The organism is Actinomadura fulvescens, assembly GCF_039533225.1.
Taxonomy (GTDB): Bacteria; Actinomycetota; Actinomycetes; order Streptosporangiales; family Streptosporangiaceae; genus Spirillospora; species Spirillospora fulvescens.
This window is the reverse complement of record NZ_BAAATD010000005.1, coordinates 1-24,184: the sequence shown is the minus strand read 5'-3', so window position 1 is coordinate 24,184 and position 24,184 is coordinate 1. Positions and strand designations below refer to the sequence as shown.

The following is a 24,184-nucleotide window of genomic DNA, read 5'->3' as shown; positions in this document are numbered from 1 at the left end:
CGATGTCCCGGCGCCCCCTATCCGGCCGATTTCGGCCGTGGGACGGAACGCCGGGACCGCGGGGCTCAGTCGAAGAGCACGACCTGGCGGATCACGTCGCCGTTGTTGAGCGCCTGCACCGCGTCGTTGAGGTCCTCGAAACGGATGCGCCGCGTGATGAGGCTGTCGATGTCGAGCTTGCCGGCACGCCAGAGATCGACGAAGAGGGGGATGTCGCGCTTGAGATCGCAGCCGCCGTACAGCGACGCCCTGAGGCTCTTGCCCTCGAACAGCAGCGAGAACGCGCTCTGCTGCCAGTTGTCGTCGGCCGCGCCCGCGCCGACCACGATGACGTCGCCGCCGCGCCGGGTCGCCGCCCAGGCAGTCTGGATCGCCGCCGACTTGCCGACCACCTCGAAGACGTAGTCGAATCCCTGCCCCGCGGTGAGCAGCCCCTTGGTCTCGTCGAGGTTCTCCAGCGTCGCGGTGTGCGTGGCGCCGAACTGCTTGGCGATCGGGTGCTTGGCCTCGTTCGGGTCGATCGCCAGGATGGTGGCCGCTCCGGCGATCTTGGCGCCCTGGATGACCGACAGGCCGACCCCGCCGGCGCCCACGACGGCGACCCTGGAGCCCGGCCGGACGCGCGCGGTGTTGATGACGGCGCCGACGCCGGTCGGGATGCCGCAGCCGAGCAGCGCCGCGTACTCGAACGGCACGTCCTCGGCGACCTTGACGACCCCCTGGAACGGCACGACGACCTCCTCGGCCCACGTGCCGCAGCCCGCCATGCCGAAGACCGGCCCCGCCTCGTTCTGGAACCGCGGCTCGGTGAACGTCGCGCCGATGAACGTCATGCAGAGGAACGGCTCGCCGCGCAGGCACTCCGGGCACGAGCCGCAGTCGGGACTCCAGTTGATCACCACGTGGTCGCCCGGCGCGACGTTGGTGACATGGTCGCCGACCTCGGTCACGACGCCGGCGCCCTCGTGGCCGATCACCACCGGGATCGGCATCGGCAGGACCCCGGTCATGACCGACAGGTCGGAATGGCAGACCCCGGTCGCCTTGATCTTCACCTTGACCTGGTCGGGACCCGTGTCGACGGTGGTGACGTCGTCGCGCAGGTCGAGTTCCTTGTCGCCGACCGCATGCAGGACCGCGGCTCGTGCCATGGCTGCCTCCACATCGAGGAGTGGACGCCGGCACTGGCTGCGCGGCGTCCCGAAGGGTGGGATGGGTGGTGCGTGAGGACGGGCGGCCCGGCGGGTCGTCCGCTATTCGTCCAGCGTGAGCGCGGCCTTGGGGCAGGAGCGCACCGCGTGCCGCACCCGGTCGAGCCGGTCCGCCGGAGGCTCGGGAAGGAGAATGGTGAGCTCGTCGTCGTCGTTGAGGTCGAAGACCTCGGGCGCCAGCCCCACGCAGACCGCGTTGGCCTCGCACACGAGCGGATCGACTTGGACTCTCGGCATCGTCGTTGTCTCCGTTCAGTTACCGGCGAGCTTCCGGTGGTCCCACGACGCGACGCGAACAGGTTCTACAAGGTAGGCATGGCGCTTCGCCGCGGTCGCCTCCACGAACGGCGCGATCGCTTCGGCCCCGTCTCCGGAGCCGGCGGGGTCCATCATGCGCCGGACCACCTCGGTGCCAACATACCGAACACGGTTCGGCTCGGTCACTACCTCGGCCCTGCCGTAAATCAGCGCGCCGCTCAGCTCGAAGTAGTCGTCGCCCGCCTCGATGAGGCAGGTCACCCGTGGATCCCGGGCGATGTTGCGCGCCTTCTGGGAGGCCCGGTACGTCCAGAACGCGATCTTGCCGTCGACGACGGCATGGAACATGGTCACCAGGTGGGGAGTGCCGTCCGGGTTGATCGTTCCCAGCTGCAGCTTGGGCTGGGTGCCGACCAGGGAGGTCACCTCGTCCTGCGTCAGCGCGATCCGCCTACGCTCGCTCATCGAAAAAGTAGAACACGTTCCACTATGCTCCGGCAAGGCTTGCCTCGCAGCGGAGTGATCAAGATGGCGCGAGAAGGTGAGCGTGCGCGGAAACTCCAGGGGGGACGCGAGCAGTTAAGACAAGTGCGGATAAAGTGCGCGGCGGAGGCGATCAATGACCGAGACCATGGCGTCCACCCCCGTGGGGACGACCGCTCCCACGGTGGACACTGTGACCATGCCCGCCGACCTGGTGCGGTCCGCGAAGTCCGCCAAGGGCTTCATGCCGCCGGCGGAAGGGCAGGCCCTGTTCGAGACGGCCGTGGAGTACGGCGCGCGGCTGGGTGAGACCGGCCCGCTCCTGGAGGTCGGCAGCTACTGCGGCAAGTCGGCGATCTATCTCGGCGCCGCGGCCCGGCAGGTCGGGGCGACCGTCGTCACCGTCGACCACCACCACGGCTCCGAGGAGAACCAGGCGGGCTGGGAGCACCACGATCCGTCCCTCGTCGACCCCTGCACGGGCCGCATGGACACGCTCCCGACGTTCCGCAAGAACATCGGCGCCGCGGACCTGGAGGACGTCGTCGTCGCCATCGTCGGCCAGTCGCGGACCGTGGCGCGCTTCTGGCGGACGCCCCTCAGCCTGCTGTTCATCGACGGCGGCCACGCCGAGCAGCACGCCCAGGCCGACTACGAGGGCTGGACGCCCTGGGTGGCGGCCGGCGGCGCGCTGGTGATCCACGACGTCTTCCCCGACCCGGCCGACGGCGGCCAGGCGCCCTACCACCTCTACCTGCGGGCGCTGGCGAGCGGCGCGTTCGAGGAACGCCGCGTGGAAGGCTCGCTGCGAGTGCTGGAACGTGTCAACGACAATGATCCGCTGACCCGAGCCTGACGGGGACCGGCGTACCGACCGACCGACGTACCGACGTACCGCGCCGAGCGCCGTTGCTCGGTGCGGGTTCGCGGTGCGGGTTCGCTCGGTGCGGGTTCAGAGGCGGGTGCGCACGGGGTTGGCGATGGGGAGGAGCGCGCAGCCGCAGGCGACCGGGTCGGCCGCCGCGGAGGGGCCCAGCGGGCGCCCGGCGATCTCCTTGAAGAGGTGCGCGCCGGCGGAGGTGCCCTCCAGCGCGTCGGCGGCCAGGACGACGGCCGCGGCGGTGTAGGTGGAGCGGTCGCCCGGGAAGTGCCGCTCGTTCTCGAACTGCCAGCCCGTCCAGTACGAGCCGTCGTCGTGGCGCAGGTGCTGGATCGTGCGGAACAGCTCCAGCGCGCGGTCACGCTCACCGGCGGCGTCCAGGGCCATCACCAGCTCGCAGCTTTCGGCGGCGGTGACCCAGGGCTGGTCGCTGACGCAGCGGCAGCCGAGGCCCTCCACCACGAACGTGTCCCATCCGGCGGCCAGGCGGCGCGCGGCGGCCTCGCCGCGGACCGGCCCGGCGAGGACCGGGTAGTACCAGTCCATCGACCAGCGGCTCTTGTCGGCGAAGGCCTCCGGGTGCGCGGCCACCACGTGGCCCAGCTGGTCGGCGGCCAGCTCCCAGTCGGGCTGCGGCTCGCCCAGGTGCTCGGCCAGCGCGACGGCGCAGCGCAGCGCCTGGTAGATGGACGAGCAGCCGGTGAGCAGCGCGTGGTCGGCGTTCTCCCCGTTCTCGTGCCGGATCCAGAGGATCTCGCCGCGCCGGGTCTGCAGGGTGAGCACGTAGTCGACGGCGCGGCGGACGGTCGGCCACATCGCGCGGGCGAACGCCTCGTCGTCGGTCATCAGCAGCTCGTGCCAGACGCCCACCGCGATGTACGCGGCGTGGTTGGACTCGCCGCCGGGCTCGGTCACCTCGCCGAGAATCCACTTGGCAGGCCAGGACCCGTCCGGGCGCTGGACGGAGCGCAGCCACTCGTACGCCCGCCGTGCCGGGCCGGTGAGCCCCGCGATGGTGAGCGCCATGGCGGCCTCGACGTGGTTCCAGGCGTCGACGTGGCCGGGTACCCCGTCGACGGGCGCGAACCAGGGGATGGCCCCCGACTCCTCCTGCTGGGCCACGATGCTCCGCGCCGTGGCGAGGACGTCGTCGGAGCTCACCACGCCCGGGACCGCCGGCGGCCGGGAACGTACCTGGCCGTCAGACGGCATCGGCGGTCTCCCGCTCGCCGACCGGCTTGCCGGGGGTGGCGGGCTTGGTGAAGTAGACGACCACGCTCTTGCCGATGAGCGGGTTCATCACGCGCTCGGCGAGGCGGGTGGCCAGCGGGCGCTTCATGATGTCCCAGACGAGCACCTGGTGGTAGGCCTTGGCGAGCGGGTGGTCGTCGTTGTCCACGCCGACCGCGCACTTGATCCACCAGTACGGGGCGTGCAGCCCGTGCGCGTGGTGGTGGCCGTTCACGCGGAAGCCGGTGGCCTTGAGCTTGGCCTCCAGCTCGGCGCGCGTGTAGATGCGCACGTGGCCGCCGGGGGCGGTGTGGTAGTCCTCCGACAGCGCCCAGCAGACCCGTTCGGGCAGCCAGGACGGCACGGTCACGGCCAGTCGCCCGCCGGGCCTGAGCACCCGCAGCAGCTCGGTCATGGCCCGCATGTCGTCGGGGATGTGCTCCAGCACCTCCGACGCGATGATCTTGTCGAAGTGGTCGTCGGGGAACGGCAGCGCCAGCGCGTCGCCCCGCACCGTCTCGGCGGACGCGGCCTCGGGGACCTCGCCCTCCAGGCGCATGGCCCCGAACATCTTCTCCACGCCGGCCAGCTCGTCGGCGTCCAGGTCGAAGGCCACGACGTTCGCACCCCGCCGGTACAGCTCGAAGGCATGCCGTCCGGCGCCGCACCCCATGTCGAGGACGCGCTCTCCGGGGGTGACGCGGAACCGCTGGAAATCCACGGTCAGCAGGGTCGTGCTCCTTCCGTACGGGAGGCGTCGCGCCGGACTCCTCCGCAGTGCTCTGTGTTGGCGATCGACCAGCCCCGACCTAGCGTCTCGGCCTCGCGGCCCGCAGGTACTCCTGCTGGGCGATCGCGGCACGGTAGTGCTCCACCGTGGCCTGTGCGACGGCACGCCAGGCGTACCGTTCCTGCACCCTGGCCAGCCCGGCCGCGCCGACCCGTGCCCGCTCCTCGGGGGAGTCGTGCAGGCGGCGCAGCGTGGCGGCCAGCTCTTCGACGTCGCCGGGTTCGACGAGCACCGCCGCGTCGCCGACCACCTCGGGCAGCGCGCCCGCGCGGCTGGCGACCAGCGGCGTGCCGGAGGCCATGTGCTCGACGGCCGGCAGCGAGAAGCCCTCGTAGCGGGACGGCACGACGGCGATCTCGGCGGAGGCCATGAGCTCGCCCAGCTCGTCGTCGCTGATGCCGCTGACGAAACGCACCCGCTCGCCGAGGGCCAGCTCGCGGATGAGGCGCGCGGTGGGCCCGTCCTTCTGGGGACGGCTCACCACGATCACGTGGACGTCGCGTTCGGTGGCGACCTTGGCGACGGCGCGCAGCAGCACGTCCACGCCCTTGATGGGCGCGTCGGCGCTGGCCATCGCGACGATCCGGCCGGGCACGCGCCCGGTCTGCGGGCCGCGCGGATGGAAGATCTGGGTGTCGACGCCGAGCGGCAGGATCTCGATGTCGCGCGGGTCGACCTTGAAGTCCTTGACGATGTCGACCTTGGAGGACGAGGAGACCGTGAGCACCGGGCCGATCCGCCGCGCGACCTGGGACTGCATGGCCACGAAGCCGTACCAGCGGCGCTTGCCGAGGCGCTGCTTGAGGCTCTCGGCCGCCTCCAGCTCGATCCGCCGGTCGACGCTGATGGGGTGGTGGATGCTGGTCACCAGCGGCAGGCCGAGGCGGCCGATGCCGAGGTTGCCGAGGCCGAGCACCTGGTTGTCGTGCACCACGTCGAAGTCGCGGCGCCGGCTCCTGAGCTCGCGCAGCACCCGGATGGAGAACGTCAGCGGCTCGGGGAAGCCGCCGGTCTTCATGTGGGCGAACTCCAGCACGTCGATCCAGTCGCGGAACTCGCGCAGCGCGGGGGTCCGGAACGGGTCCTCGTCGCGGTACAGGTCCAGGCTCGGGATCTTGGTGAGGGCGATCTCGTCGCGGTCCAGCTCCGGATAGGGCTGACCGGAGAGCACCTCGACCGCGTGCCCGAGGTCGGCCAGCTCGCGGCTCAGATGCCGCAGGTAGACCCCCTGGCCGCCGCAGTGCGGCTTGCTCCGGTAGGAGAGCAGGGCGATCCGCAAGCGATCACGGTGTGCGTCGTCCTCGGACCTGCTCACGAACCACCTCTTCGGGACCGGTGCCTGGTGTGACCTCCGGGGCCAACCTGCATCTCGTGCGTGCCGTTTGGGACTCCAGCCCGGATGTTACCGGACGGTTTGAATGTGGACATGGCCGCCCTTGCCGCTTGGGTCCCCCTTGGCCGCGGTATGACCGAAGTCAGGCCGCGGGGTCCGGCGGACAGCCTTTCACATCAGGGAAACCGTGCTAGAACATGTTACATTCTCATGCCGAGCAAGCGCTTGGCTGGAGAGCGGGTTCGGTGAGAGGCCCGAGAAAGCGAGAGACACCCTGATGCGAGGCGCAGTACTGCACACCCCCGGCGACGACGCCAAGCTCGACCTCCGCGACGACCTGACGCTCGCCGGGCCGGACGCGGGCGAGGTCCGCATCCGCATCCGGGCCGCGGGCGTCTGCCACTCCGACCTGTCGGCGATGGCGGGCATCCTTCCGACGTCCGTGCCCGCCGTGCTCGGGCACGAGGCGGCGGGCGAGGTCGTCGAGGTGGGGGAGGGCGTGACGTCGGTCGCGCCGGGCGACCACGTCATCATCAGCTTCGTTCCGGCGTGCCGGCACTGCCCCGACTGCCTGGGTGGCCAGCCCTACCTGTGCATGTCCGGCATTGGAGACGCCTTCGCCAAGGCGCCGTTCCGCTATGCCGAGACCGACGTCTTCCGGATGGCGGGCTGCGGCGCGTGGGCGGAGGAGACGGTGGTGCCCGCGACCGCCGCCATCAAGGTCGACCCGGACGTGCCGTTCGACCTCGCCGCCATGATGAGCTGCGGCATCACCACCGGCGTGGGCGCGGCGCTCAACACCGCGAAGGTCCGGCCCGGCTCCAGCGTCGTGGTGATCGGCGCGGGCGGCATCGGGCTGGCGGTCGTCCAGGGCGCGAAGATCGCCGGGGCGGCCACCATCGTCGCGGTCGATCCGCTGGAGGCCAAGCACGAGACGGCCCTGCGCTTCGGCGCGACGCACGCGACCACGCCGGACGGGCTCGCCGCGCTCCAGGCCGAGCTGACCGCGGGCCGCGGCTTCGACTACGCCTTCGAGGCGGTCGGCCGCTCGGCGACGCTGACCGCGGCCTGGGAGGCGGCCCGGCGCGGCGGCGACGTGGTGCTGGTCGGCGCGGGCGCGGCCGACGACCAGTGGCAGGCCGACATGTTCTCGCTGCTGTTCCTCGGCAAGAACCTGCTCAGCTCGATGTACGGGACGGCCGACATCGAACGCGACACCCGCCGCTGGACCGACCTGTGGCGGCGAGGCCGGCTCGACCTCGCCGGCGTCATCTCCGACCGCATCCGCTTCGAGGACCTCAACGACGCGGTCGACGCGCTCCGGAGCGGCACGGCCCTGCGCCAGGTGGTGCTGTTCGACGAGTGACGGCGGGACGTCCGACGACGGGACGTCCGAAGCGTGCGGCGGCGGCCCGGACCTGGTGGAACGGGCCGCGCCCGGCCTCTCAGGCTTGCTGAGACGGGAGTCTCATGTTAGAACCCGTTCTAGGAAGTGCGCCGAGCAAGCGATCGGTCGGGCACCGCCGCCCGCCGGTCCGAGAGGAGCTCGCATGGCATCCCAGGACGGCCGCCCCGATCGCCCCGCGCCCATCGACGTCGTCGACCCCGGCCTCTACGAGCGCGGGGGCATCCCGCACGACCGGTTCGGATGGCTGCGCGACAACGACCCGGTGCACTGGCACGCCGACCCGGACGAGCGCGTCCCCGGCTTCTGGGCGGTCACCCGGCACTCGGACGTGGTGGAGGTGTCGCGGCGCGCGGAGCTGTTCTCCTCGGCCGAGCGGGGCGCGATGTTCACCGAGACCGAGCCCGCCGACCTGGTGCTCTACCGGCTGATGATCCTCTACATGGACCCGCCCGACCACACCCGGCGGCGGAGCATGGTCAACAAGGGCTTCACGCCGCGCATGATCAAGCAGCTGACCGAGCACGTCCGCGACATCGCCCACCAGCTGATCGACGCGGTGGCGGCCAAGGGCGAGGCCGACTTCGTGGAGGACATCGCCGCGCCGCTGCCCGCGTACGTCATCTGCGAGCTGCTCGGCGCGCCGATCGAGGACCGCGACCGGATCTACCGCTGGTCCAACCAGATGATCGGCTTCGACGATCCGGAGTTCTCCGGCTCGCGCGAGGCCGGCGCTGACGACACGGCGGCGGAGCCGCCCCCAGCACGCTCCGGGGGGAGTGGGGGGTCGTCCCCCCACAAGGAACTCGGCAGGCAGGCCGCCGCCGAGATCTTCGCGTACGCGGGCGAGCTGGCGGCGCTGCGCCGGGCCGAGCCGCGCGACGACATAGCGACGCAACTGCTGCGGTCGGACGCCTCAGGCCATGCCCTCACCGACGAGGAGTTCCAGCTCTTCGTGCTGATCCTCATCATCGCGGGGAACGAGACGACCCGGAACGCCTCGTCGGGCGGGATGCTCGCGTTCTTCGAGCACCCGGGGCAGTGGCGGCGGCTGCTGGACGACCGGTCGCTGCTGCGGACCGCGCCGGACGAGATCGTGCGCTGGGCCAGCCCGGTCAACCTGTTCCGGCGCACCGCGACGGCGGACACCGAGCTGGGCGGCAAGCGGATCAGGCGGGGCGACAAGGTCGTGGTCTTCTACGGTTCGGCCAACCGCGACGAACGGGCGATCGACGACCCGTTCACCTTCGACGTCGGCCGCGACCCGAACCCGCACCTCGGCTTCGGCGGGGGAGGCCCGCACTTCTGCCTGGGCACCCACCTGGCGCGCCTGGAGCTGGGCGTGCTCTTCGAGGCGCTCCTGGAACGCATGCCCGACATCCGCCTGGCCGCCGAGCCGAGGCGGCTGCGTTCCAACTTCATCAACGGCATCAAGGAGATGCGGGTGGAGTTCACGCCCTAGCCTCGCTTGCCCTGCGGCGTGGACGGCGTGAAGCGGACGCGCATCTCCTTGAAGCCGTTCACGAAGTTGGAACGCAGGCGGCGGGGCCCGCCGACCGGCGCGATGTCGGGCATCCGGTCGAGGATCGCCTCGAACAGGACGGAGAGCTCCAGCCGCGCCAGGTGCGTGCCCAGGCAGAAGTGCGCGCCGCCGCCCCCGAAGCCCACGTGCGGGTTGGGGTCGCGCGCGATGTCGAACGTGAACGGATCGTCGATCACGCGTTCGTCGCGGTTGGCGGAGCCGTAGAAGATGACGACCTTGTCACCCGCCCTGATCTGCTTGCCGCCGAGCTCGGTGTCCGCCGTGGCCGTGCGGCGGAACAGGTTGATGGGGCTCGTCCAGCGCACGATCTCGTCCGGCGCCGTCCGCAGGAGCGACCGGTCGGCCCTGAGCCTCTCCCACTGCTCGGGATTCTCGAAGAACGCGAGCATGCCGCCGACCGAGCCGTTCCGCGTGGTCTCGTGGCCCGCGATGATCAGCATCAGCAGGAACAGCTGGAACTCCTCGATGCCGAGCCGCTCGCCGTTCTCGTCCGGCTGCACCAGCGTGCTCGCGATGTCGTCGCGCGGCTCGGCGATGCGCTCCTCGGCCAGCCTGGCGGCGTAGTCCATGAGCTCGCCCGCGAAGACCTTGGCCTTCTCCTTGGCCCCGGCCAGCTCCGGGTCGGCGAAGCCGATGATGTGGTTGGACCAGTCGCAGATCTTCTGCCGGTCCTCCACCGGCGCGCCGAGCAGCTCGCAGATCACGTACGCGGGCAGGTGCGCGGCGATGTCCTCGACGAAGTCGGCCTCGCCCTTCTCCACCACGTCGTCGATCAGCTCGTTGCAGATGTCGCGGATATGGCCTTCGAGCTGCTTGATCATCCGGGGCGTGAAGCCGCGGTTGACCTTGGACCGGTTGCGGGTGTGGTCCGGCGGGTCCTGGAACAGCATCATCATGCCGTAGAGCAGGACCTCGTCATCGGTGAACTCCTCGTACATCGAGGTGCGCACGTGGCTGGAGTACAGCTGGGAGTTGCGGGAGACCGTGACCACGTCCTCGTGACGGGTGACCGCCCAGAAGCCGGGCACCCCCTCGTTCAGGTCGCGGTGCCAGTGGACCGGGTCGTTGTCGCGCAGCCACGTGAACTGGTCGTGCGGGATGCCGCCCCGCTCGTAGACGCTCGGGTCGATGATGTCGATCTCATGGGCCATGGGAGATCCGTCCAAGGGTGGGAAGGGGCGGGTCAGTCGAACGTGAGGGCGGCGACGGCGCTGAAGCCCGCCGAGCCGGTCGAGATCTTGGGGCCGAGCGACTCGGCCAGCGCCGCGGCGGTCCACCCGCCGTCGGCCGTCACGCGATGCGCCACCGAGGGCGGCGCCATGACCGCGACCCGGCCGCCGTACACGACGAACACCCGGCCGGTGACCTGCTCGGCGGCGGGTGCGGCGAGGTAGGCGACCAGCGGCGCCACATGGTCCACCGAGAGCGGGTCGGGGCCGCCGCGTCCCACTCCTCCTCGGACAGGTTGAAGAGCATCCGGTCGCGGGTGAACCCGGCGTTGTTGACGACGACGTCCAGCGAGCCGTACGCGGTCAGCGCGGTCGTGAGCAGCCCCTCGCCCGTCGCCCAGTCGGCGACGTCGCCCGGATGCGCGACCGCCTCTCCGCCCGCGGCGCCGATCTCCGCCGCGACCGCCCGGGCGGCGCCGGCGTGCAGATCGTTCACCACCACCCGGGCTCCGGCCGCGGCCAGCGCGAGGGCCTCGGCCCGCCCGAGCCCGGCGCCGGCACCGGTGACGACCGCCACCCGCCCCGCCAGGCTCACGTCCGCATCGATCACTGGTCTCCTCTCCGCGGACGGCACGTCGCGCCTCGTGCCGCCGGATAACCGGTGGTCAAGTCATGAATTGAGCGCTTGCTTGGTCGCTCTTGTATAGAACGAGTTCTAACATGAGACTCCAGTCTCATCAAGGGTCTAGACGCGAGAGTGATGTGCGTCGCAGTCGGCGGGTCAGGGGTTTGCGCGGCTCGTCGGGGCTCAGCCGAGGACGAAGCGGATCGGGTCTCCGGCGCCGTCCCGGCGGGCCAGGCCGCGGCGTTCGAGGACGCGCAGATGCGCCGCCGCCTCGCCCGCGGCCATCTGGCGCGAGGTGAGGTTCATGGCGTGCCAGCCGTGACGCCACCGCATGCCCGCCGCGAGCTGCCAGAGCGTGGCGGGCTCGCGGGAGAGCAGCTCGGTGACCTCGGTGAGCCGGTCCTCGTGATGGCCGATGATGGCGTGCGCGCGTTCGGCGAGGCCGTGGAAACGGTGCTGGTGGGCGGGCAGCACCTCGCCCGCCGTGAGGCCGGCGACCCGGTCCAGCGAGCCGAGGAAGTCGCCCAGCGGATCGACGTCCGGCAGGTCGTACGGGTAGAGCCCGATGTGCGGGGTGATCCGCGGCAGGACGTGGTCGCCCGTGAAGATGCGGTCGCCGTCCTCCAGATGCAGGCAGATGTGCCCCGGGGAATGGCCCGGCGTCCACACCACCCGGAGCCTGCGCCCCGGCAGGTCCACCAGCTCCCCGTCCGCGAGCTCGCGGTCGGGCTCGGCGGGCGGGTCGATGTGCTCGCGCGCCGCGTGGGAGGCGAGCTCGTCCTCCTCGGCCCCGGCGCGGGCGAGCGTGCCCCGGACCCAGGTGCGTTCGGCGTCCTGCTCGACCATGCCGCGGAAGAGCCGGACGATCTCGGCGTCGGCGTGGTGCATCGCGATCCAGGCGCCGGACGCCTCGCGCACGCGGCCCGCCAGGCCCGCGTGATCGGGGTGGTAGTGCGTGACCACCACCCCGGCCACGTCCGCCACGTTCATGCCGAACGCGGCGAGGCCGTCGCGCAGCGCCGTCCAGGCGTCCTCGTGCTCCCAGCCCGCGTCCACCAGCACCGGCCCGCGCGGGCCTTCGAGGGCGTAGACCAGCGTGTACGCGAGCGGGTTGCCCGGGATCGGCACCGGAACGCTCCAGATCCCCCCGCCGAGAGCCTCGGGGCCGGGGAGGGTCACGCGCGTTCGAGGATCGTGGCGGTGGAGAGCGCGCCGCCGCAGCACATGGTGACGAGCGCGGTGCCCGCGTCGCGGCGTTCGAGCTCGTGCAGGGCCGTGGTGATCAGGCGGGCGCCGGTGGCTCCGACGGGGTGACCGAGCGCGATGGCGCCGCCGTTGACGTTCACCTTGTCCATGTCCGGCCGGTGAACGGACGCCCAGGAGAGCACGACGGACGCGAACGCCTCGTTGATCTCGGTGAGGTCGAGGTCGCTCATCGTCATCCCCGCCCGGGCCAGCACGCGCTCGGTCGACTGGACCGGGCCGTCCAGGTGGTAGTACGGCTCGGAGCCGACGAGGGCCTGGGCGCGGATGCGGGCCCGGGGGCGCAGGCCGAGCTCGGCCGCCTTCTCCTCCGACATCAGGAGCACGGCCGCCGCGCCGTCGGAGATCTGCGACGAGGTGCCCGCCGTGTGCAGGCCGTTCTCGCCCATCACGGCCTTGAGCTTGCCGAGCCCCTCCGCGGTGGTCTCGCGCAGGCCCTGGTCGCGGGTGACGGTGCGGGTCTCGCCGGTCGGCTCGCCGTCCCCGTCCAGCACGGGCGCGTGGATGGGGGCGATCTCGCGTTCGAAGCGGCCGTCGGCCCAGGCCTTGGCGGCCAGCTGCTGCGAGCGGGCGCCGAACGCGTCGAGGTCGTCGCGGGTGAGGCCGCGGCGCCGCGCGATCCGTTCGGCGGCCTCGAACTGGTTGGGCATGTCGATCGACCAGTCGGCCGGCCGCGGGTTGGCCGGGAGGACGTTGCTGCCCAGCGGCGCCCGGCTCATCACCTCGACGCCGCAGCCGATCGCGACGTCCACCACACCGGCGGCGATCTGTGCCGCGGCCAGGTGGACGGCCTGCTGGGCCGAGCCGCACTGGGCGTCGATCGTGGTCACTCCGGTCTGCCACGGGAGGCCCGCGTACAGCCAGGCGTACCGCCCGACATGGCCGCCCTGCTCACCCGCCTGGGTGACGCATCCGGCGAAAACCTGTTCCACTTGGGCGGGGTCGGTGCCGGCACGGTCCAGCAGGGAGCCCATGGCGTGCGCGAGTACGGCCTGTGCCTTGAGCCCTGCCAGCCAGCCATTACGTTTGCCGAGGGGCGTGCGTACCGCCTCGACGATCACCGGGGTGCCCATGCGGTCTCCTTCTAGAACGTGATTCACTTGCGACTATAACGAGTTCTAGTTTTACGGAGAAGCCCCGTCCTGTGATCCGTTCGCGGGACTCGCGCGTCATATGGGGCATGGCTCCCGATCCTGACCAGCCTGTGTTCGACGAGGACTTCGTCAAGGGGGCGGCGTTCACCGAGCCCCCGGCCCGGGAGCGCGTCCGTGCCCCCGGCCGCCTGGAGCGGCGCCGCGCGGCCCGACGGTCGCGGCGCGCCGAACGCCGCACCGAGAAGCTGCTCTACGGCGGACCGTCCGGCTTCGGCACCACCGGCCGCACGAAGATCGCCGCCTACGCGCTGATCGGCGTGGTGCTCGTCGGCGTGGTCGGCGGCGCGGTCTGGGAGCAGACCCTGAAGGGCGACGGAAGCGGCGAACCGAACATCTCGATCTCCGAACTCCGGCCGGACGACCCGCCCTCGGCCAACCCGGCCGACCCGTTCGGAGACTCGCCCGCCGCGAGCTACGCCAACGGCGACGCGGGCATCGAGATGCCCGTTCCCACGGCGATGAACGGTCTGTCCGAGGACGAGCTGAGGGCCGCCTACGGATTCGTCAAGCAGGCGATCTCCGCCGCGAACCTCGATCCGCGGCTCGTCTTCGGCAACGAGACCGGCCCGTTCACCAAACTTCTCCAGCCCGACCAGCGCGCCAACGTCCTCAGGAGCCTCAAGGGCAAGGGCGACGACAACCTGCGCACCTGGATGAGCATGTTCGCGCCCGGCACCGCCGAGCAGCTCGGCACGGTCATCAAGGTCCGCGGCACCGTCAAGGCGGACAGGGCCACGCGCCAGGACAGGAAGGGCGTGCTGGTCAAGTCCGACCACAACTTCGTCTACGCCGTCCACAAGCCGGGCCGGCCGGACACCTTCATGCGCGTCGTCGTCCGCCGGACCCACGAGATCTTCATCTACCGCGAGGACGGCAAGGTCACGTTCTGGCAGTACCAGTCAGGCCGCAGCCCTGCCCCCGCCAAGTGCGACACCAAAGACGGCTACATCCACCCGTCCTACCGCGACGACCGCGGAGCGGACGGCACCAACCCGAGCGGCGCGCCCGTCGACCCCTACGACCTGACCCGCCCCCCGACCTACGACCAAGGCTGCGAGCAGGTACAACCCGTCTGACCCGCTGTCACCGGGGCTGATCGACTGGGAGATATCGCTCAATTGGTGTGAGTGGTGGTACTCATTCCGGGTGCGTATGGGCGCTCTCGTCGGCGGGGGTGCTGGTCGGTGAGGCTGAATCCCGACATCACGGAAATCACACCGGGGGACATCAGCCTATGCGAGCCCGTATCGCCGGAGTCACGGCCTACCTGCCGGAACGCACGGTCACCAGCGCCGAGATCGAGGCCCGTGTCGCGGCCGAGAGCGCACACCACGGCTTCCGGCCGTTGCCCACGATCGTTGAACGCATGACCGGGATCCGTACCCGGCACGTCATGCGCGCCGACCAGCAGGCGTCCGATCTCGCGGTCGAGGCCGCGCGCACGTTGCTCGCCGACCGGGGGGCGGCGCCCCGGGATCTTGACCTGCTGATCTTCGGTTCGGCGTCGCAGGACCTGATCGAGCCCGCGACGGCGCACATCGTCGCGGCCAAGCTCGGCGCGACCTGTCCCGTCTTCGACGTCAAGAACGCCTGCAACAGCTTCCTGAACGCGGTGCAGATCGCTGAGGCGCTCATCCGTACCGGCCGGCACGAACGGGTGCTGGTGTGCGGCGGGGAGACGCCGTCGCGGGCGATCCGCTGGAACGTGCGCGACAGGGCACAGTTCGTGGACGCGTTCGCGGGCTACACGCTCTCGGACGGCGGGGCCGCGATGCTGGTCGAGGCCGCGCCGGACGGAGGGATCTTCTACCGCGACTTCGCCGCCGTCTCGACGGCCTGGGACATCGGCACGCTTCCGGCGGGCGGGTCGATGCATCCGCGCGACCCCGAGTTCTCCTACTTCAGCGGGGACGGCCGTCGCCTCAAGGACGTGTTCATGGCCAACGGGCCCGAGATCTTCGTGACCGCGCTGGAGAAGAACGGACTGACCTGGGACGACTTCGCCATCGTCGCGGTGCACCAGGTGACGGTGCCCTATCTGGAGGTGCTTCGGAGCGTTCTGGAGATCCCGGCGGACAAGCTGGTGGTGACGCTGCCCGAGCATGGCAACGTCGCGTCCGTGACGCTGCCGTTGCAGCTCGCCACCGCGATGGGGGAGGGCCGGTGCGGGTCGGGCGACCGGGTCGCGCTCATCGGGCTGGCGGGCGGCGTGAGCCTCGGCGTCCTGTTCGCGGAGCTGTGATCATGAATCTCTGGGTGATCGTCCCCGCGTACGACGAGGAACGGTCGATCGGCGCCACGCTGCGGCGGCTCGGCGAGCAGACCGACGCCGACTTCACCCTCGTGGTCGTCGACAACGCCAGTACGGACGGCACGGCGGAGGTCGTCCGGGCGTTCGGCGACGCGCATCCCAAGCTGGACCTGCGGATCGTGTACGAGCGGCAGAAGGGCACAGGTGCGGCGGCCGACACCGGCATCCGGCACGCCCTGGCCGCCGGAGCGACGCACATCGCCCGTACCGACGCCGACTGCCTGCCGGACCACGACTGGATCGCGGCGGTGAAACGGGCGTTCGACGACGGGCTCGACATGGTCAGCGGACCGCTGCGTCCGCGCACGGACGAGTTCGAGCTGAGGTTCTGGGAACGGCGGCTGCTGCCCGCCGTGGTGGGGCTGGCCGCGACGTTCGGGCGGTTCCGGCCCGGCAACCAGGACCCGCTCTACCTCGGGCCGTACGTGATGATGCCCGGCTGCAACGTCGCGATCACCGGCGAGCTGTACGAGCGGGCGGGTGGTTTCCCGCGCACCAGGATCGAGGACGTGCACGAGGACCGGGCGCTGGTCAACCAGGTGCGCAGGCTCACCACGGCCTACGGGCTGCGCGGCGACATGACGGTGTACGGGTCGGTGCGGCGGCTGCGCGCGTACGGGCTGGTCAGGACGCTGGGCTGGTACGCCGACCACCGTTGCAGGCCAGAGGTCGTGGACATCCGATGACGATGACCTGGGAGCGGAGGCTCTATCTCACAGCTCATCCGTTCGCCTATCCGCTGCTGCGCGGGCTGGCCCGGCGCGGCCCGGTCGTGCGGGTGCCGGGGCTCGGGGTGGTGGTGAACGACGCGCGGCTCGCCCGCGACGTCCTCATGGACGGCGAGACGTTCCGCAAGGACGGGCCGGGCTCGCCCGGTGACCTGTGGACGCCGATCCTCGGGCCGTCCGTCCTGCTCAACATGGAGGGCGAGGGCCACCGGGCGCTGCGACGGCGCCTCGTCGAGCTGTTCACGCCCTCGTACGTCGACGGCCTGTGCGCCCGGATCCTGGCCGAGCCGTTGGCGCGGCTGGCCGACCGCCTCGCGCGGGGCGGCGTGGTCGATCTCGTCGACACCATGCGCGTGCTCGCGGGCACGGTGATCGGCGAGGTCATCGGCTTGGAGGCGGAGTCGGAGGATGACTACCGGCGGCTCTTCGAGCAGGGGGAAGAGATCGTCTCGATGGTGTCGTTGCGGACACGGCGCTTCTCGCCCGCGCAGATTGAACGGGCGCGGGCGGTGCTCGACCCGCTCGGTGACATCGCCGCCAAGGCGTACGCGGCCGGAGACGAGAGCACGGTGATGGGCCGGATGCGTGCGCTCGGTCTGTCGGAGGCCGAGGCGCGCGGTGCCGCGGGGGCGTTCTTCCTCACCGGCACCGAGACCGTGGCCACGCTCGTGCCGCGCCTGATCGCGCTCCTGCACGACTCGGGCTCGCTGGCGCGCGTCGCCGCCGATCCTGGGTTGCTCGACCGGGCGATCGACGAAGCCATGCGCGTGACGACTCCGACGCCCGTGATGTTGCGCAGCGTGCACGGCTCCATCCGGGTCGGCGGCGTGGCGGTGAGGCCCGGCGATCGGGTGCTGATCGCCACGCACAACTGCTGCCGCGCGTACGGCCCGTTCGACCTCGACCGCCCGCATCCACCCGAACTGCGGCGGCTGTGGTTCGGCGCCGGGGCGCACTTCTGCCTCGGCTACCCGCTGGCCATGGCGGAGATCCGGGCGGTCGTCCGGACGTTGCTGGTCGCCGCGCCGCTGGAGGTCACGCGGCGGGAGGCGGCGCGCGGCGTGCTCATCCCGACGTACCGCCGCCTGGTCGTCCGCTTCGTGCGGGAGGCGGCGTGAGTCTCCTGCGGCAGCTGCTCGACCAGGCCGAACGTACGCCGGAGGCCGTCGCGCTGGTGGCCGGTGACGGCGCGGAGCTCACCTACGGCGAACTGCGCCGCCAGGTGCTGGCCGTCCGCCACGGGCTCCTGGCGAACGGTCTGGAGCCCGGCGACGGGATGTTGTTCTCGGTACGGCCATCGCCGGAGTCACTGGTGCTGGCGCTCGGCGTCGTCGCGGCGGGCGGCGTCGTGGTCTTCGCCGATCCGGGCGCGGGCTCGGAGATGTTCGAGGCCCGGCTGCGCCTGGCACGCCCGCGCTGGTCGGCGGCGGAGTCGTTGCTGTACGCGGCGAGCAGGCTCGCGCCGGTACGAGCGTACGCGCGCCGTCGCGGACTACTTCTGCCGAAGCTGGCCCACCTTCCCATGCGCCACCTCTACGTAGGCCGTCGGCTACCCGGCGTGCCGCGCGGAGCACTCTCGTTCGCCACCCTCGTACGAGGAGAATCCCCGGCGCCCGATCTGGCGGAGATAGGGGATCCGGATGCTCCGGCGGCGGTGATCTTCACTTCGGGGACGACCGCTCGGCCGCGTGCGGTCGTGCACACGCAGGCGTCGCTGGCCGCCGCGCTGGAGCTGTTCCGGGCGCGGCTGCCGCTCGGGCCGGGGGACGTCGTGCACACCGACCAGCTCATGCTCGGGCTGCCGACCCTGGTCTCGGGCGCGCGGTGGTCGATGCCGCCGCTCTTCTGCTCGCCCGCCGACTTCGCCCGTCAGCTGCGCGAACGAGGCGCCACGCACACCTTCTGCGTTCCGGTGCACCTGGCGGAGGTGCTGGACGAGGAGCCTGCGCTCCCCGAGTCGTTGCGGTACGTGCTCCTGGGCGCCGCCCCCGCGCCCGCCGGGGTGCTGCGCCGCGCGGTGGCGGCGGCGCCCGGGGCCGAGGTCCTGTCGGTGTACGCGATGACCGAGATCCTGCCGGTCGCGATCGCGTCGGCGGGGGAGAAGCTGGCCCACACCGAGGCGGGCGCCGACGGAGATCTTCTCGGCGGCCCGTTGCCGGGGGTCGGGATCTCGATCGCCGGAGACGGGGAACTCCTGCTCTCAGGCCCCAACCTGTGCCGCGGCTATCTGGGCGACGAGCCGTTGAAGGAGCTCCCGACCGGAGACCTGGCACGGCTGGACGGGCAGGGCCGGCTCGTGCTGATGGGACGCAAGAAGGACATGCTGATCCGGGGCAAGTTCAACCTCTATCCGGGGCTGTACGAGCCCGCCATCGCGGCGCTGGACGGGGTGGCGGAGGCGGCGATCATCGGCCTGCCCGACCCGGAGACCGGAGACGAGGAGGTCGTCCTGGCCGTGGTCGCCGTCCCGGCCGTCTCGGGCGCTGCGGCGGCTGATCTGGCTGAACGGCTGCGCCGGCGGCTCCCGGAGGTGATCGACCACGACGCGCTGCCGGACCGGATCATCGTGCTGCCCGATTTGCCCCGATCCGGCCGAGGCCGCAAGCTCGACCGGGGCCGGCTGCGGGAGCTGGCGCGAGAGGGGAACGCATGAAGGTCGCGGTGACGGGCGCCTCCGGGTTCGTCGGAGGCGCGGTGTGCCGGGCGCTCACGGACCACGGCATCGAGACGCTGGCGTTCGGCCGCCGCCCCGAGGTCGCCCCGGGGCATCTGGGCGGCGCCGCGTACCGTTCCTGGGATCTCACCTCCGGCCCGCTCACCGACGCCCCCGAGGTCGATGCGGTCGTCCACTCCGCGGGGACCGTCACCGACTGGGGGCCTGCCGCGGAGTTCTTCGCCACCAACCTCGGCGGCACCCGCAACGCCCTGCGGAGTTTTCCGGGCACGCGTTTCGTGCACGTGAGCACGGCCAGCGTGTACGACCCGTACAGCCCGACGGTGATGGCCACCGAGGACGAGGCGCCCGTCACCCGGTATCTCAACGCCTACGGCGCCTCCAAGATGGCGGCGGAACGCGCCGTCCTCTCCGTGATGCGCGGCTACGGTCCGGCGCCGTGGCGGCGCGGCCGTTCGCGCCGCGAGGCGATCATCCTGCGCCCGCACGCCGTCTACGGCCCGGGCGACACCACGCTCCTGTCCCGCGTCCTGTCGTCGGTGCGCGGCCCCGTCCTGCCCGCCACCGGCCGCGACGGCACGCTGGTCAGCCTCACCTCGATCGGCAACCTCGTCAACGCCTGCCTCCTCGCGGCCTGCGGCCCGACTGGCACCGGCGTCTACAACGTGACCGACGCCGAGCCGGTGGCCCTCGGCGACGCGCTCCGCGACATCCTGGCCGAACGCGGCGTCCGCGCCCGCCCGGTCTTCCTGCCCGCCCGCGCCGTCCGCCCGTTCGCCACGGCCATCGAAGGGGCCTTCCTGCTGGCCCGCCGCCCCAGCCCTCCACGCCTCACCCGTTACGCCGTCAGTCACCTCGCGGTGGAGCGGACCCTCGACATCACCGCCGCCCGCGACCTGCTCGGCTACGACCCCAAGCCCACGTCCTTCGCCGGAGCCGCCGACTGGTGACCGGCTGGAAATCAAGGCTTCCTCTTGTGGAATGAAGCATTCCGTTCTGCTAAAGTAGAAGCAGAACGAAGCGATCCGTTCCCATGAGAGGAAAGCGCGATGACCGCAACACTCGAAGGCCCGGCGGCCGTCCAGACCGAGGCGCGAGCCGTTCCCGGGCGGTGGCTCGGACTGTTCGCGATCCTGACCGCGACGCTGCTGAACCTCCTGGACGCGAGCATCGTGAACGTGGCGCTCCCGGTGATCCAGGCCGACATCGGCGGCTCGTACGCGGCGCTCCAGTGGATCGCGGCGAGCTACACGCTGGCGCTGGCGGCCGGGCTGCTGACCGGTGGGCGGCTCGGCGACATGTTCGGCCGCAAGCGGATGCTCCTCGTGGGGGCCACCGGATTCGTGGCGGCGTCCCTGCTGTGCGCGGTGGCGTTCTCACCCGAGACGCTGATCGCCGCGCGGGTCGCCCAGGGGCTGTTCGGCGCGGTCATGATCCCGCAGGCGTTCGGGCTGATCCGGGATCTGTTCCCCGGCCCGGACCAGGCCAAGGCGTGGGGGGTGTTCGGCCCGGCGATCGGCCTGGCCAGCATCCTCGGCCCGATCGTGGCGGGCCTGCTGATCAAGCTCGATCTGTTCGGCACCGACTGGCGCATGATCTTCGCGATCAACCTTCCGCTCGGCGCGTTCGCCATCGTCGCCGGCCTCAAGGCGCTGCCCGACTCCAGCGGTAACCGGTCCGGCGGTCTGGACGTGACCGGCGCGGTCATCGGCGCCGCCGGCATGGGGATGCTGGTCTACCCGCTCGTGCAGGGACGCGAGCAGGGCTGGCCGACCTGGATCTGGGCCGTGCTCGCCGGTTCGGTGGTCGTGCTCGCCGGTTTCGTGGTCCACCAGCTGCGGCGCGGCGTCGCGGGCAAGACCCCGCTCGTCCAGCTCAGCGTCTTCCTGCGCCGCTCCTACACCTCCGGCGTCGTGTTCGTCATCGCGTTCTTCATGGCGATCATCGGATTCTCGCTGGCGCTGGGCTTCATGCTCCAGCTCGGCCTGGGCTACAGCCCGATCGGCGCCAGCGTCGCGATGGCCACCATGGCGGTGGGCGCGTTCATCGGCTCGGCCGGCGGCGGCATGCTGGCGCCCGCGCTCGGCCGCAAGATCCTGCACATCGGGCTGGTCGTCATGACCGCGGGCATGGGCGGCGTCTACCTGGTCCTGCGCACGGCCGGGGTCGACCTCGGCGGCTGGCACCTGGCCGTGCCGCTGCTGGTCTTCGGGATCGGGATGGGCATGATCTTCGTGCCGCTGTTCGGCATCATCATGGGCGAGATCGCCGACCACGAGGTCGGCTCGGCCGCCGGCTCGCTGGAGTCCATCCAGCAGCTCGCCGCCGCGCTGGGCGTCGCCATCCTCGGCACCGTCTTCTTCGACCGGTTCACCGTCGAGGGTCAGCCCGCCGCCAACGCGCTGGCCGGAGCCGAGCAGGTCACCCTGATCGCCGCCGGGCTGGCCGTGCTCGCCATCGTGATCGGGTTCTTCCTGCCGAAGCAGGCCCGCCTCGACCACTGACCACGACCCGCGGCCGAAGGGCCCGCCTCCTCCGGGAGGCGGGCCCTTCGCCGTTGGGGCCCGCGACGAGCCGTTCCGGGCCCATCGGCCCTAGCCGGTGGGTCCCCCGGCGCCCCTAGCGTCTCCTATGCGGCGCTGCATCGATTCGTTCGATCAGGCAGGGAGAACGCTCATGTTCAGAACCAAGATCAACGCACTGGCGACGGCGGCCCTCGGCGGCGCCGTCGTCCTGGGCGGCGTGACCATGGCCGGGCCCGACAGGCCGGCGACGACAACGCTGGCCGGGGCGAAGGCGACCCCGCTGGTCACCGCCTACAGCCCGGCCGCGGAGACCACGGGTTCGAGGCTGTCGATCGGCCTCCGGGTCTCCGGCTACAACAAGGCGCGCGGGAAGAGGAACGGCTACAGGCTGGTCACCCGCAACGGCCGGAAGATGATCGTCAAGAAGGGCAAGAACCCCGTTCCGTACGAGGTCAAGGGGCCGTGCGGCTCCTCGTGGTTCATGTTCACCACGCCTAACGGGACGCACGCGAAGTCCTTCACGTTCCGTACCGGCTACCGCGTGATCGCGCCGGTGGCGGTCTACCGCTGGGCCTGGCGCATCGACGGCCCCGGCCGGGTGGGCTGGAGCGACACCAGGACCGGTTTCGCTGGCGGGGCCAAGAAGGAGTTCCCCGGCAGACACGCCATCGTTAGGCACGGCCGGTACTCCGGGCTCGTCACGAACGCCTGGGTCGTTCTGACCGACGGACGGATGTGCGCGTCACTGCACCCGACCGATGTCCGCAACTTCTGAGCGTCCGCGTGAGCCCAAGCGTCCTCCGCCTGGGCTCACGCACGGAACGTCCGGCGGTAGGCGGTCGGAGTGACGCCCACGGCGCGGGTGAAGTGGTGCCGCAGGTTGGCCGCGCTGCCCATGCCGGTGCGGCGCCCGACCTCCTCGATCGGCAGGTCCGTCGTCTCCAGCAAATCCCGCGCCAGCGCCAGCCGCTGCTGGTGGAGCCATCTCATCGGGGTCGTGCCCGTCGTCTCGTGGAAGCGCCGGATCAGGGACCGCGTGCTCAGTCCCGCCCGTTCGGCCAGGTCGCCGCTGCTGAGCCTCTCGCTCAACCGCTCCGTCGCCCAGCCGAGCACCTCCCCCAACCCACCATGCTCCTCCGGCATCGGCCTCACCACGAACTGCGCCTGCCCACCCGCCCGATGCGGCGGCGCGACCATCCGCCGGGCGAGCTCGTTGGCCACCCGTGGCCCGAAATCCGTCCGGACGACATGCAGGCAAAGATCGATCCCCGCGCTCCGTCCCGCGCTCGTCATGACGTCGCCCTCGTCGACATAAAGCACGTCCCTGTCGACCCGCACGCGAGGATGTCGTTCAGCAAGCACGTCGGTGTACATCCAGTGCGTGGTGGCCCGGCGTCCGTCCAGAATCCCGGCCTCCGCCAGCGCGAACGCCCCCGTGCAGAGCGAAACCACCCGGCCCTTCACGTTCCGCAGCGCCTCCACCAGCCGAGGATCGGGCAGCGTACAACCGTTACGCAGCGCCGGAACGACCACGGTGTCCGCCGCGACCAGCGTCTCGAACCCGTACGGCGTGTCGGCTCGCATACCGCTCTGCGTCCGCGTACCAGACCCCGCGCAGAGCCGGAAGTCGTACCACGGATCGGCAAGATCATCCCGACACATGCCGAAGACCTCACTGGCGATGGCGATCTCAAAGTCGGGGATGCCCTCAGTGACGGCCAGCGCCACGGTAATGCCCACGCTGACAGTTCTTTCACGAAGATAGGCAGCCCTGCCACTCGCCGCGTCTCCCCACGTCCGCGATCGTGTCCCACGTGAACGTGATCGAACTTCGCCAGTACACCCTGCGCCCCGGCCGCCGCGACGAGCTCATCGACCTCTTCCATCGAGAACTCCTCGAACCCCAACAGCAAGCCGGGATGACCATCCTCGCCACGTACCGCGACCTCGACGACCCCGACCGCTTCGTCTGGCTGCGCGGCTTCCGCGACATGAGCACCCGCCTCAAGGCCCTCACGACCTTCTACAACGGCCCGGTCTGGGCGAAGCACGGCCCCCAGGCGAACGCGACCATGCTCGACTCGTCCAACGCCCGCCTACTCCGCCCGCTGAGCCAAGCCCTCCCCCTACAACCCTCCCCATACGTCACCATCAAGATCACCCCTGGCCTCACCAACACACCCAACGCCCTGGTCACCCTGCCCGAGGCGAACGACTTCCCACGCCTCCCAATCCGCACCGACAAGGTCACCGTCACCATCACCCCACACGCCACCGCCCCACCCACCGCGCCGGCAACCCTGAGACTGACCCCAACCCCATGAACATCCAGCCCCGCCACGTTCGCCTCGCGCCTTCCACACCGAGTCGATCCCCGATCCTCAACCACCCGGCAACTCAGCCTCCGCCGGTCACGCCGCCCTTTTGCGCCGCGTCGGAGTCGGCTCGACGTAGCAGTGAATAGCCAACGTCAACGGGTCACGTCCAGCGGAGTGGTGTAAGAGGAGACCACCGCGTGATCCGTTTGTGCAGGTTAAGCGGTGAGTTGCTGTTGGTCGATCTTGTCGTTCGGGGTGTCGCCGGCGATGATGTGCAGGCGGGC

At 71.1% G+C, this 24,184-nt stretch carries 23 protein-coding genes; 12 read left to right on the top strand and 11 right to left on the bottom strand.

The genetic code is table 11. From position 1 onward, the window contains the following. Positions 1 to 65: 65 nt before the first annotated feature. The 3 genes from ABD333_RS19150 to ABD333_RS19140 form a co-directional block, all read right to left on the bottom strand. Positions 66 to 1,151: a Zn-dependent alcohol dehydrogenase gene (locus ABD333_RS19150; RefSeq protein WP_344542704.1), complete on the bottom strand. Its 1,086-nt coding sequence runs from the start codon at positions 1,149 to 1,151 to the stop codon at positions 66 to 68. Positions 1,152 to 1,253: 102 nt separating this feature from the next. After that, entirely contained in the window at positions 1,254 to 1,448 is a 195-nt protein-coding gene (locus ABD333_RS19145) for a ferredoxin (RefSeq protein WP_344542702.1), read from the bottom strand. A 15-nt stretch (positions 1,449 to 1,463) separates the two neighbouring features. Beyond that, complete coding sequence (locus ABD333_RS19140; protein ID WP_344542701.1) at positions 1,464 to 1,934, bottom strand: pyridoxamine 5'-phosphate oxidase family protein; 471 nt, start codon at positions 1,932 to 1,934, stop codon at positions 1,464 to 1,466. A 154-nt stretch (positions 1,935 to 2,088) separates the two neighbouring features. Between ABD333_RS19140 and ABD333_RS19135 the strand changes: the two genes are divergently transcribed. After that, the gene (locus tag ABD333_RS19135) at positions 2,089 to 2,808 is read left to right on the top strand and encodes a class I SAM-dependent methyltransferase (RefSeq protein ID WP_410556203.1); all 720 of its coding nucleotides are present in this window, start codon (positions 2,089 to 2,091) and stop codon (positions 2,806 to 2,808) included. 96 nt (positions 2,809 to 2,904) lie between these two features. Here ABD333_RS19135 and ABD333_RS19130 read toward each other — a convergent pair whose 3' ends face one another. From ABD333_RS19130 to ABD333_RS19120, 3 genes are all read right to left on the bottom strand, one after another. Then, entirely contained in the window at positions 2,905 to 4,044 is a 1,140-nt protein-coding gene (locus tag ABD333_RS19130; RefSeq protein ID WP_344542700.1) for a prenyltransferase/squalene oxidase repeat-containing protein, read from the bottom strand. After that, positions 4,034 to 4,792, bottom strand: a complete 759-nt coding sequence (locus tag ABD333_RS19125; protein ID WP_344543725.1) for a class I SAM-dependent methyltransferase — start codon at positions 4,790 to 4,792, stop codon at positions 4,034 to 4,036. Before ABD333_RS19125 ends, ABD333_RS19130 begins: the two co-directional genes overlap by 11 nt. 79 nt (positions 4,793 to 4,871) lie before the next feature. Then, a complete protein-coding gene (locus ABD333_RS19120; RefSeq protein WP_344542699.1) occupies positions 4,872 to 6,167 on the bottom strand; it encodes a glycosyltransferase family 4 protein in 1,296 nt (431 codons plus the stop codon). Between the two features lie 295 nt (positions 6,168 to 6,462). On the opposite strand from ABD333_RS19120, the gene ABD333_RS19115 reads away from it, so the two are divergent. After that, a complete protein-coding gene (locus ABD333_RS19115) occupies positions 6,463 to 7,551 on the top strand; it encodes an alcohol dehydrogenase catalytic domain-containing protein (RefSeq protein ID WP_344542698.1) in 1,089 nt (362 codons plus the stop codon). Between the two features lie 184 nt (positions 7,552 to 7,735). Then, positions 7,736 to 9,052: a cytochrome P450 gene (locus ABD333_RS19110; RefSeq protein WP_344542697.1), complete on the top strand. Its 1,317-nt coding sequence runs from the start codon at positions 7,736 to 7,738 to the stop codon at positions 9,050 to 9,052. Here ABD333_RS19110 and ABD333_RS19105 read toward each other — a convergent pair. The 4 genes from ABD333_RS19105 to ABD333_RS19090 form a co-directional block, all read right to left on the bottom strand. Continuing rightward, positions 9,049 to 10,284, bottom strand: a complete 1,236-nt coding sequence (locus ABD333_RS19105; protein ID WP_344542695.1) for a cytochrome P450 — start codon at positions 10,282 to 10,284, stop codon at positions 9,049 to 9,051. The two genes, ABD333_RS19110 and ABD333_RS19105, sit on opposite strands and share 4 nt — an antisense overlap. A gap of 139 nt (positions 10,285 to 10,423) precedes the next feature. Then, on the bottom strand, positions 10,424 to 10,912 hold the full coding sequence (locus ABD333_RS19100; RefSeq protein ID WP_344542694.1) for an SDR family NAD(P)-dependent oxidoreductase: 489 nt from the start codon (positions 10,910 to 10,912) through the stop codon (positions 10,424 to 10,426). 198 nt (positions 10,913 to 11,110) lie between these two features. Further along, positions 11,111 to 12,106 carry an MBL fold metallo-hydrolase gene (locus ABD333_RS19095; RefSeq protein WP_344542692.1) on the bottom strand — a complete coding sequence of 332 codons (996 nt, stop codon included), beginning with the start codon at positions 12,104 to 12,106 and terminating at the stop codon, positions 11,111 to 11,113. After that, positions 12,103 to 13,263 (bottom strand): steroid 3-ketoacyl-CoA thiolase, encoded by a 1,161-nt coding sequence (locus ABD333_RS19090; RefSeq protein ID WP_344542691.1) that lies wholly within the window; start codon positions 13,261 to 13,263, stop codon positions 12,103 to 12,105. Before ABD333_RS19090 ends, ABD333_RS19095 begins: the two co-directional genes overlap by 4 nt. A gap of 107 nt (positions 13,264 to 13,370) precedes the next feature. Between ABD333_RS19090 and ABD333_RS19085 the strand changes: the two genes are divergently transcribed. The 8 genes from ABD333_RS19085 (at position 13,371) to ABD333_RS19050 (ending at position 22,357) form a co-directional block, all read left to right on the top strand. Continuing rightward, positions 13,371 to 14,420 carry an SCO2583/SCO2584 N-terminal domain-containing protein gene (locus ABD333_RS19085; protein WP_344542689.1) on the top strand — a complete coding sequence of 350 codons (1,050 nt, stop codon included), beginning with the start codon at positions 13,371 to 13,373 and terminating at the stop codon, positions 14,418 to 14,420. A gap of 158 nt (positions 14,421 to 14,578) precedes the next feature. After that, positions 14,579 to 15,586 carry a 3-oxoacyl-ACP synthase III family protein gene (locus ABD333_RS19080; protein ID WP_344542687.1) on the top strand — a complete coding sequence of 336 codons (1,008 nt, stop codon included), beginning with the start codon at positions 14,579 to 14,581 and terminating at the stop codon, positions 15,584 to 15,586. Positions 15,587 to 15,588: 2 nt separating this feature from the next. Then, entirely contained in the window at positions 15,589 to 16,341 is a 753-nt protein-coding gene (locus ABD333_RS19075) for a glycosyltransferase family 2 protein (protein ID WP_344542685.1), read from the top strand. After that, on the top strand, positions 16,338 to 17,501 hold the full coding sequence (locus ABD333_RS19070; RefSeq protein ID WP_344542683.1) for a cytochrome P450: 1,164 nt from the start codon (positions 16,338 to 16,340) through the stop codon (positions 17,499 to 17,501). The genes ABD333_RS19075 and ABD333_RS19070 overlap by 4 nt, the downstream gene beginning before the upstream one ends. Continuing rightward, positions 17,498 to 19,036, top strand: a complete 1,539-nt coding sequence (locus tag ABD333_RS19065; protein ID WP_344542682.1) for a class I adenylate-forming enzyme family protein — start codon at positions 17,498 to 17,500, stop codon at positions 19,034 to 19,036. Before ABD333_RS19070 ends, ABD333_RS19065 begins: the two co-directional genes overlap by 4 nt. Further along, positions 19,033 to 20,007, top strand: a complete 975-nt coding sequence (locus ABD333_RS19060) for an NAD-dependent epimerase/dehydratase family protein (protein ID WP_344542681.1) — start codon at positions 19,033 to 19,035, stop codon at positions 20,005 to 20,007. Before ABD333_RS19065 ends, ABD333_RS19060 begins: the two co-directional genes overlap by 4 nt. A 99-nt stretch (positions 20,008 to 20,106) precedes the next feature. Further along, entirely contained in the window at positions 20,107 to 21,561 is a 1,455-nt protein-coding gene (locus tag ABD333_RS19055) for an MFS transporter (protein WP_344542679.1), read from the top strand. Positions 21,562 to 21,733: 172 nt separating this feature from the next. Beyond that, positions 21,734 to 22,357: a hypothetical protein gene (locus tag ABD333_RS19050; RefSeq protein WP_344542677.1), complete on the top strand. Its 624-nt coding sequence runs from the start codon at positions 21,734 to 21,736 to the stop codon at positions 22,355 to 22,357. Positions 22,358 to 22,392: 35 nt separating this feature from the next. Here the strand turns inward: ABD333_RS19050 and ABD333_RS19045 are convergent, their stop codons facing one another. Then, entirely contained in the window at positions 22,393 to 23,322 is a 930-nt protein-coding gene (locus ABD333_RS19045) for a helix-turn-helix domain-containing protein (protein WP_344542676.1), read from the bottom strand. Between the two features lie 74 nt (positions 23,323 to 23,396). Here ABD333_RS19045 and ABD333_RS19040 point away from each other — a divergent pair, with 74 nt between their 5' ends. After that, complete coding sequence (locus ABD333_RS19040; protein WP_344542673.1) at positions 23,397 to 23,906, top strand: NIPSNAP family protein; 510 nt, start codon at positions 23,397 to 23,399, stop codon at positions 23,904 to 23,906. Positions 23,907 to 24,184 lie beyond the last annotated feature (278 nt).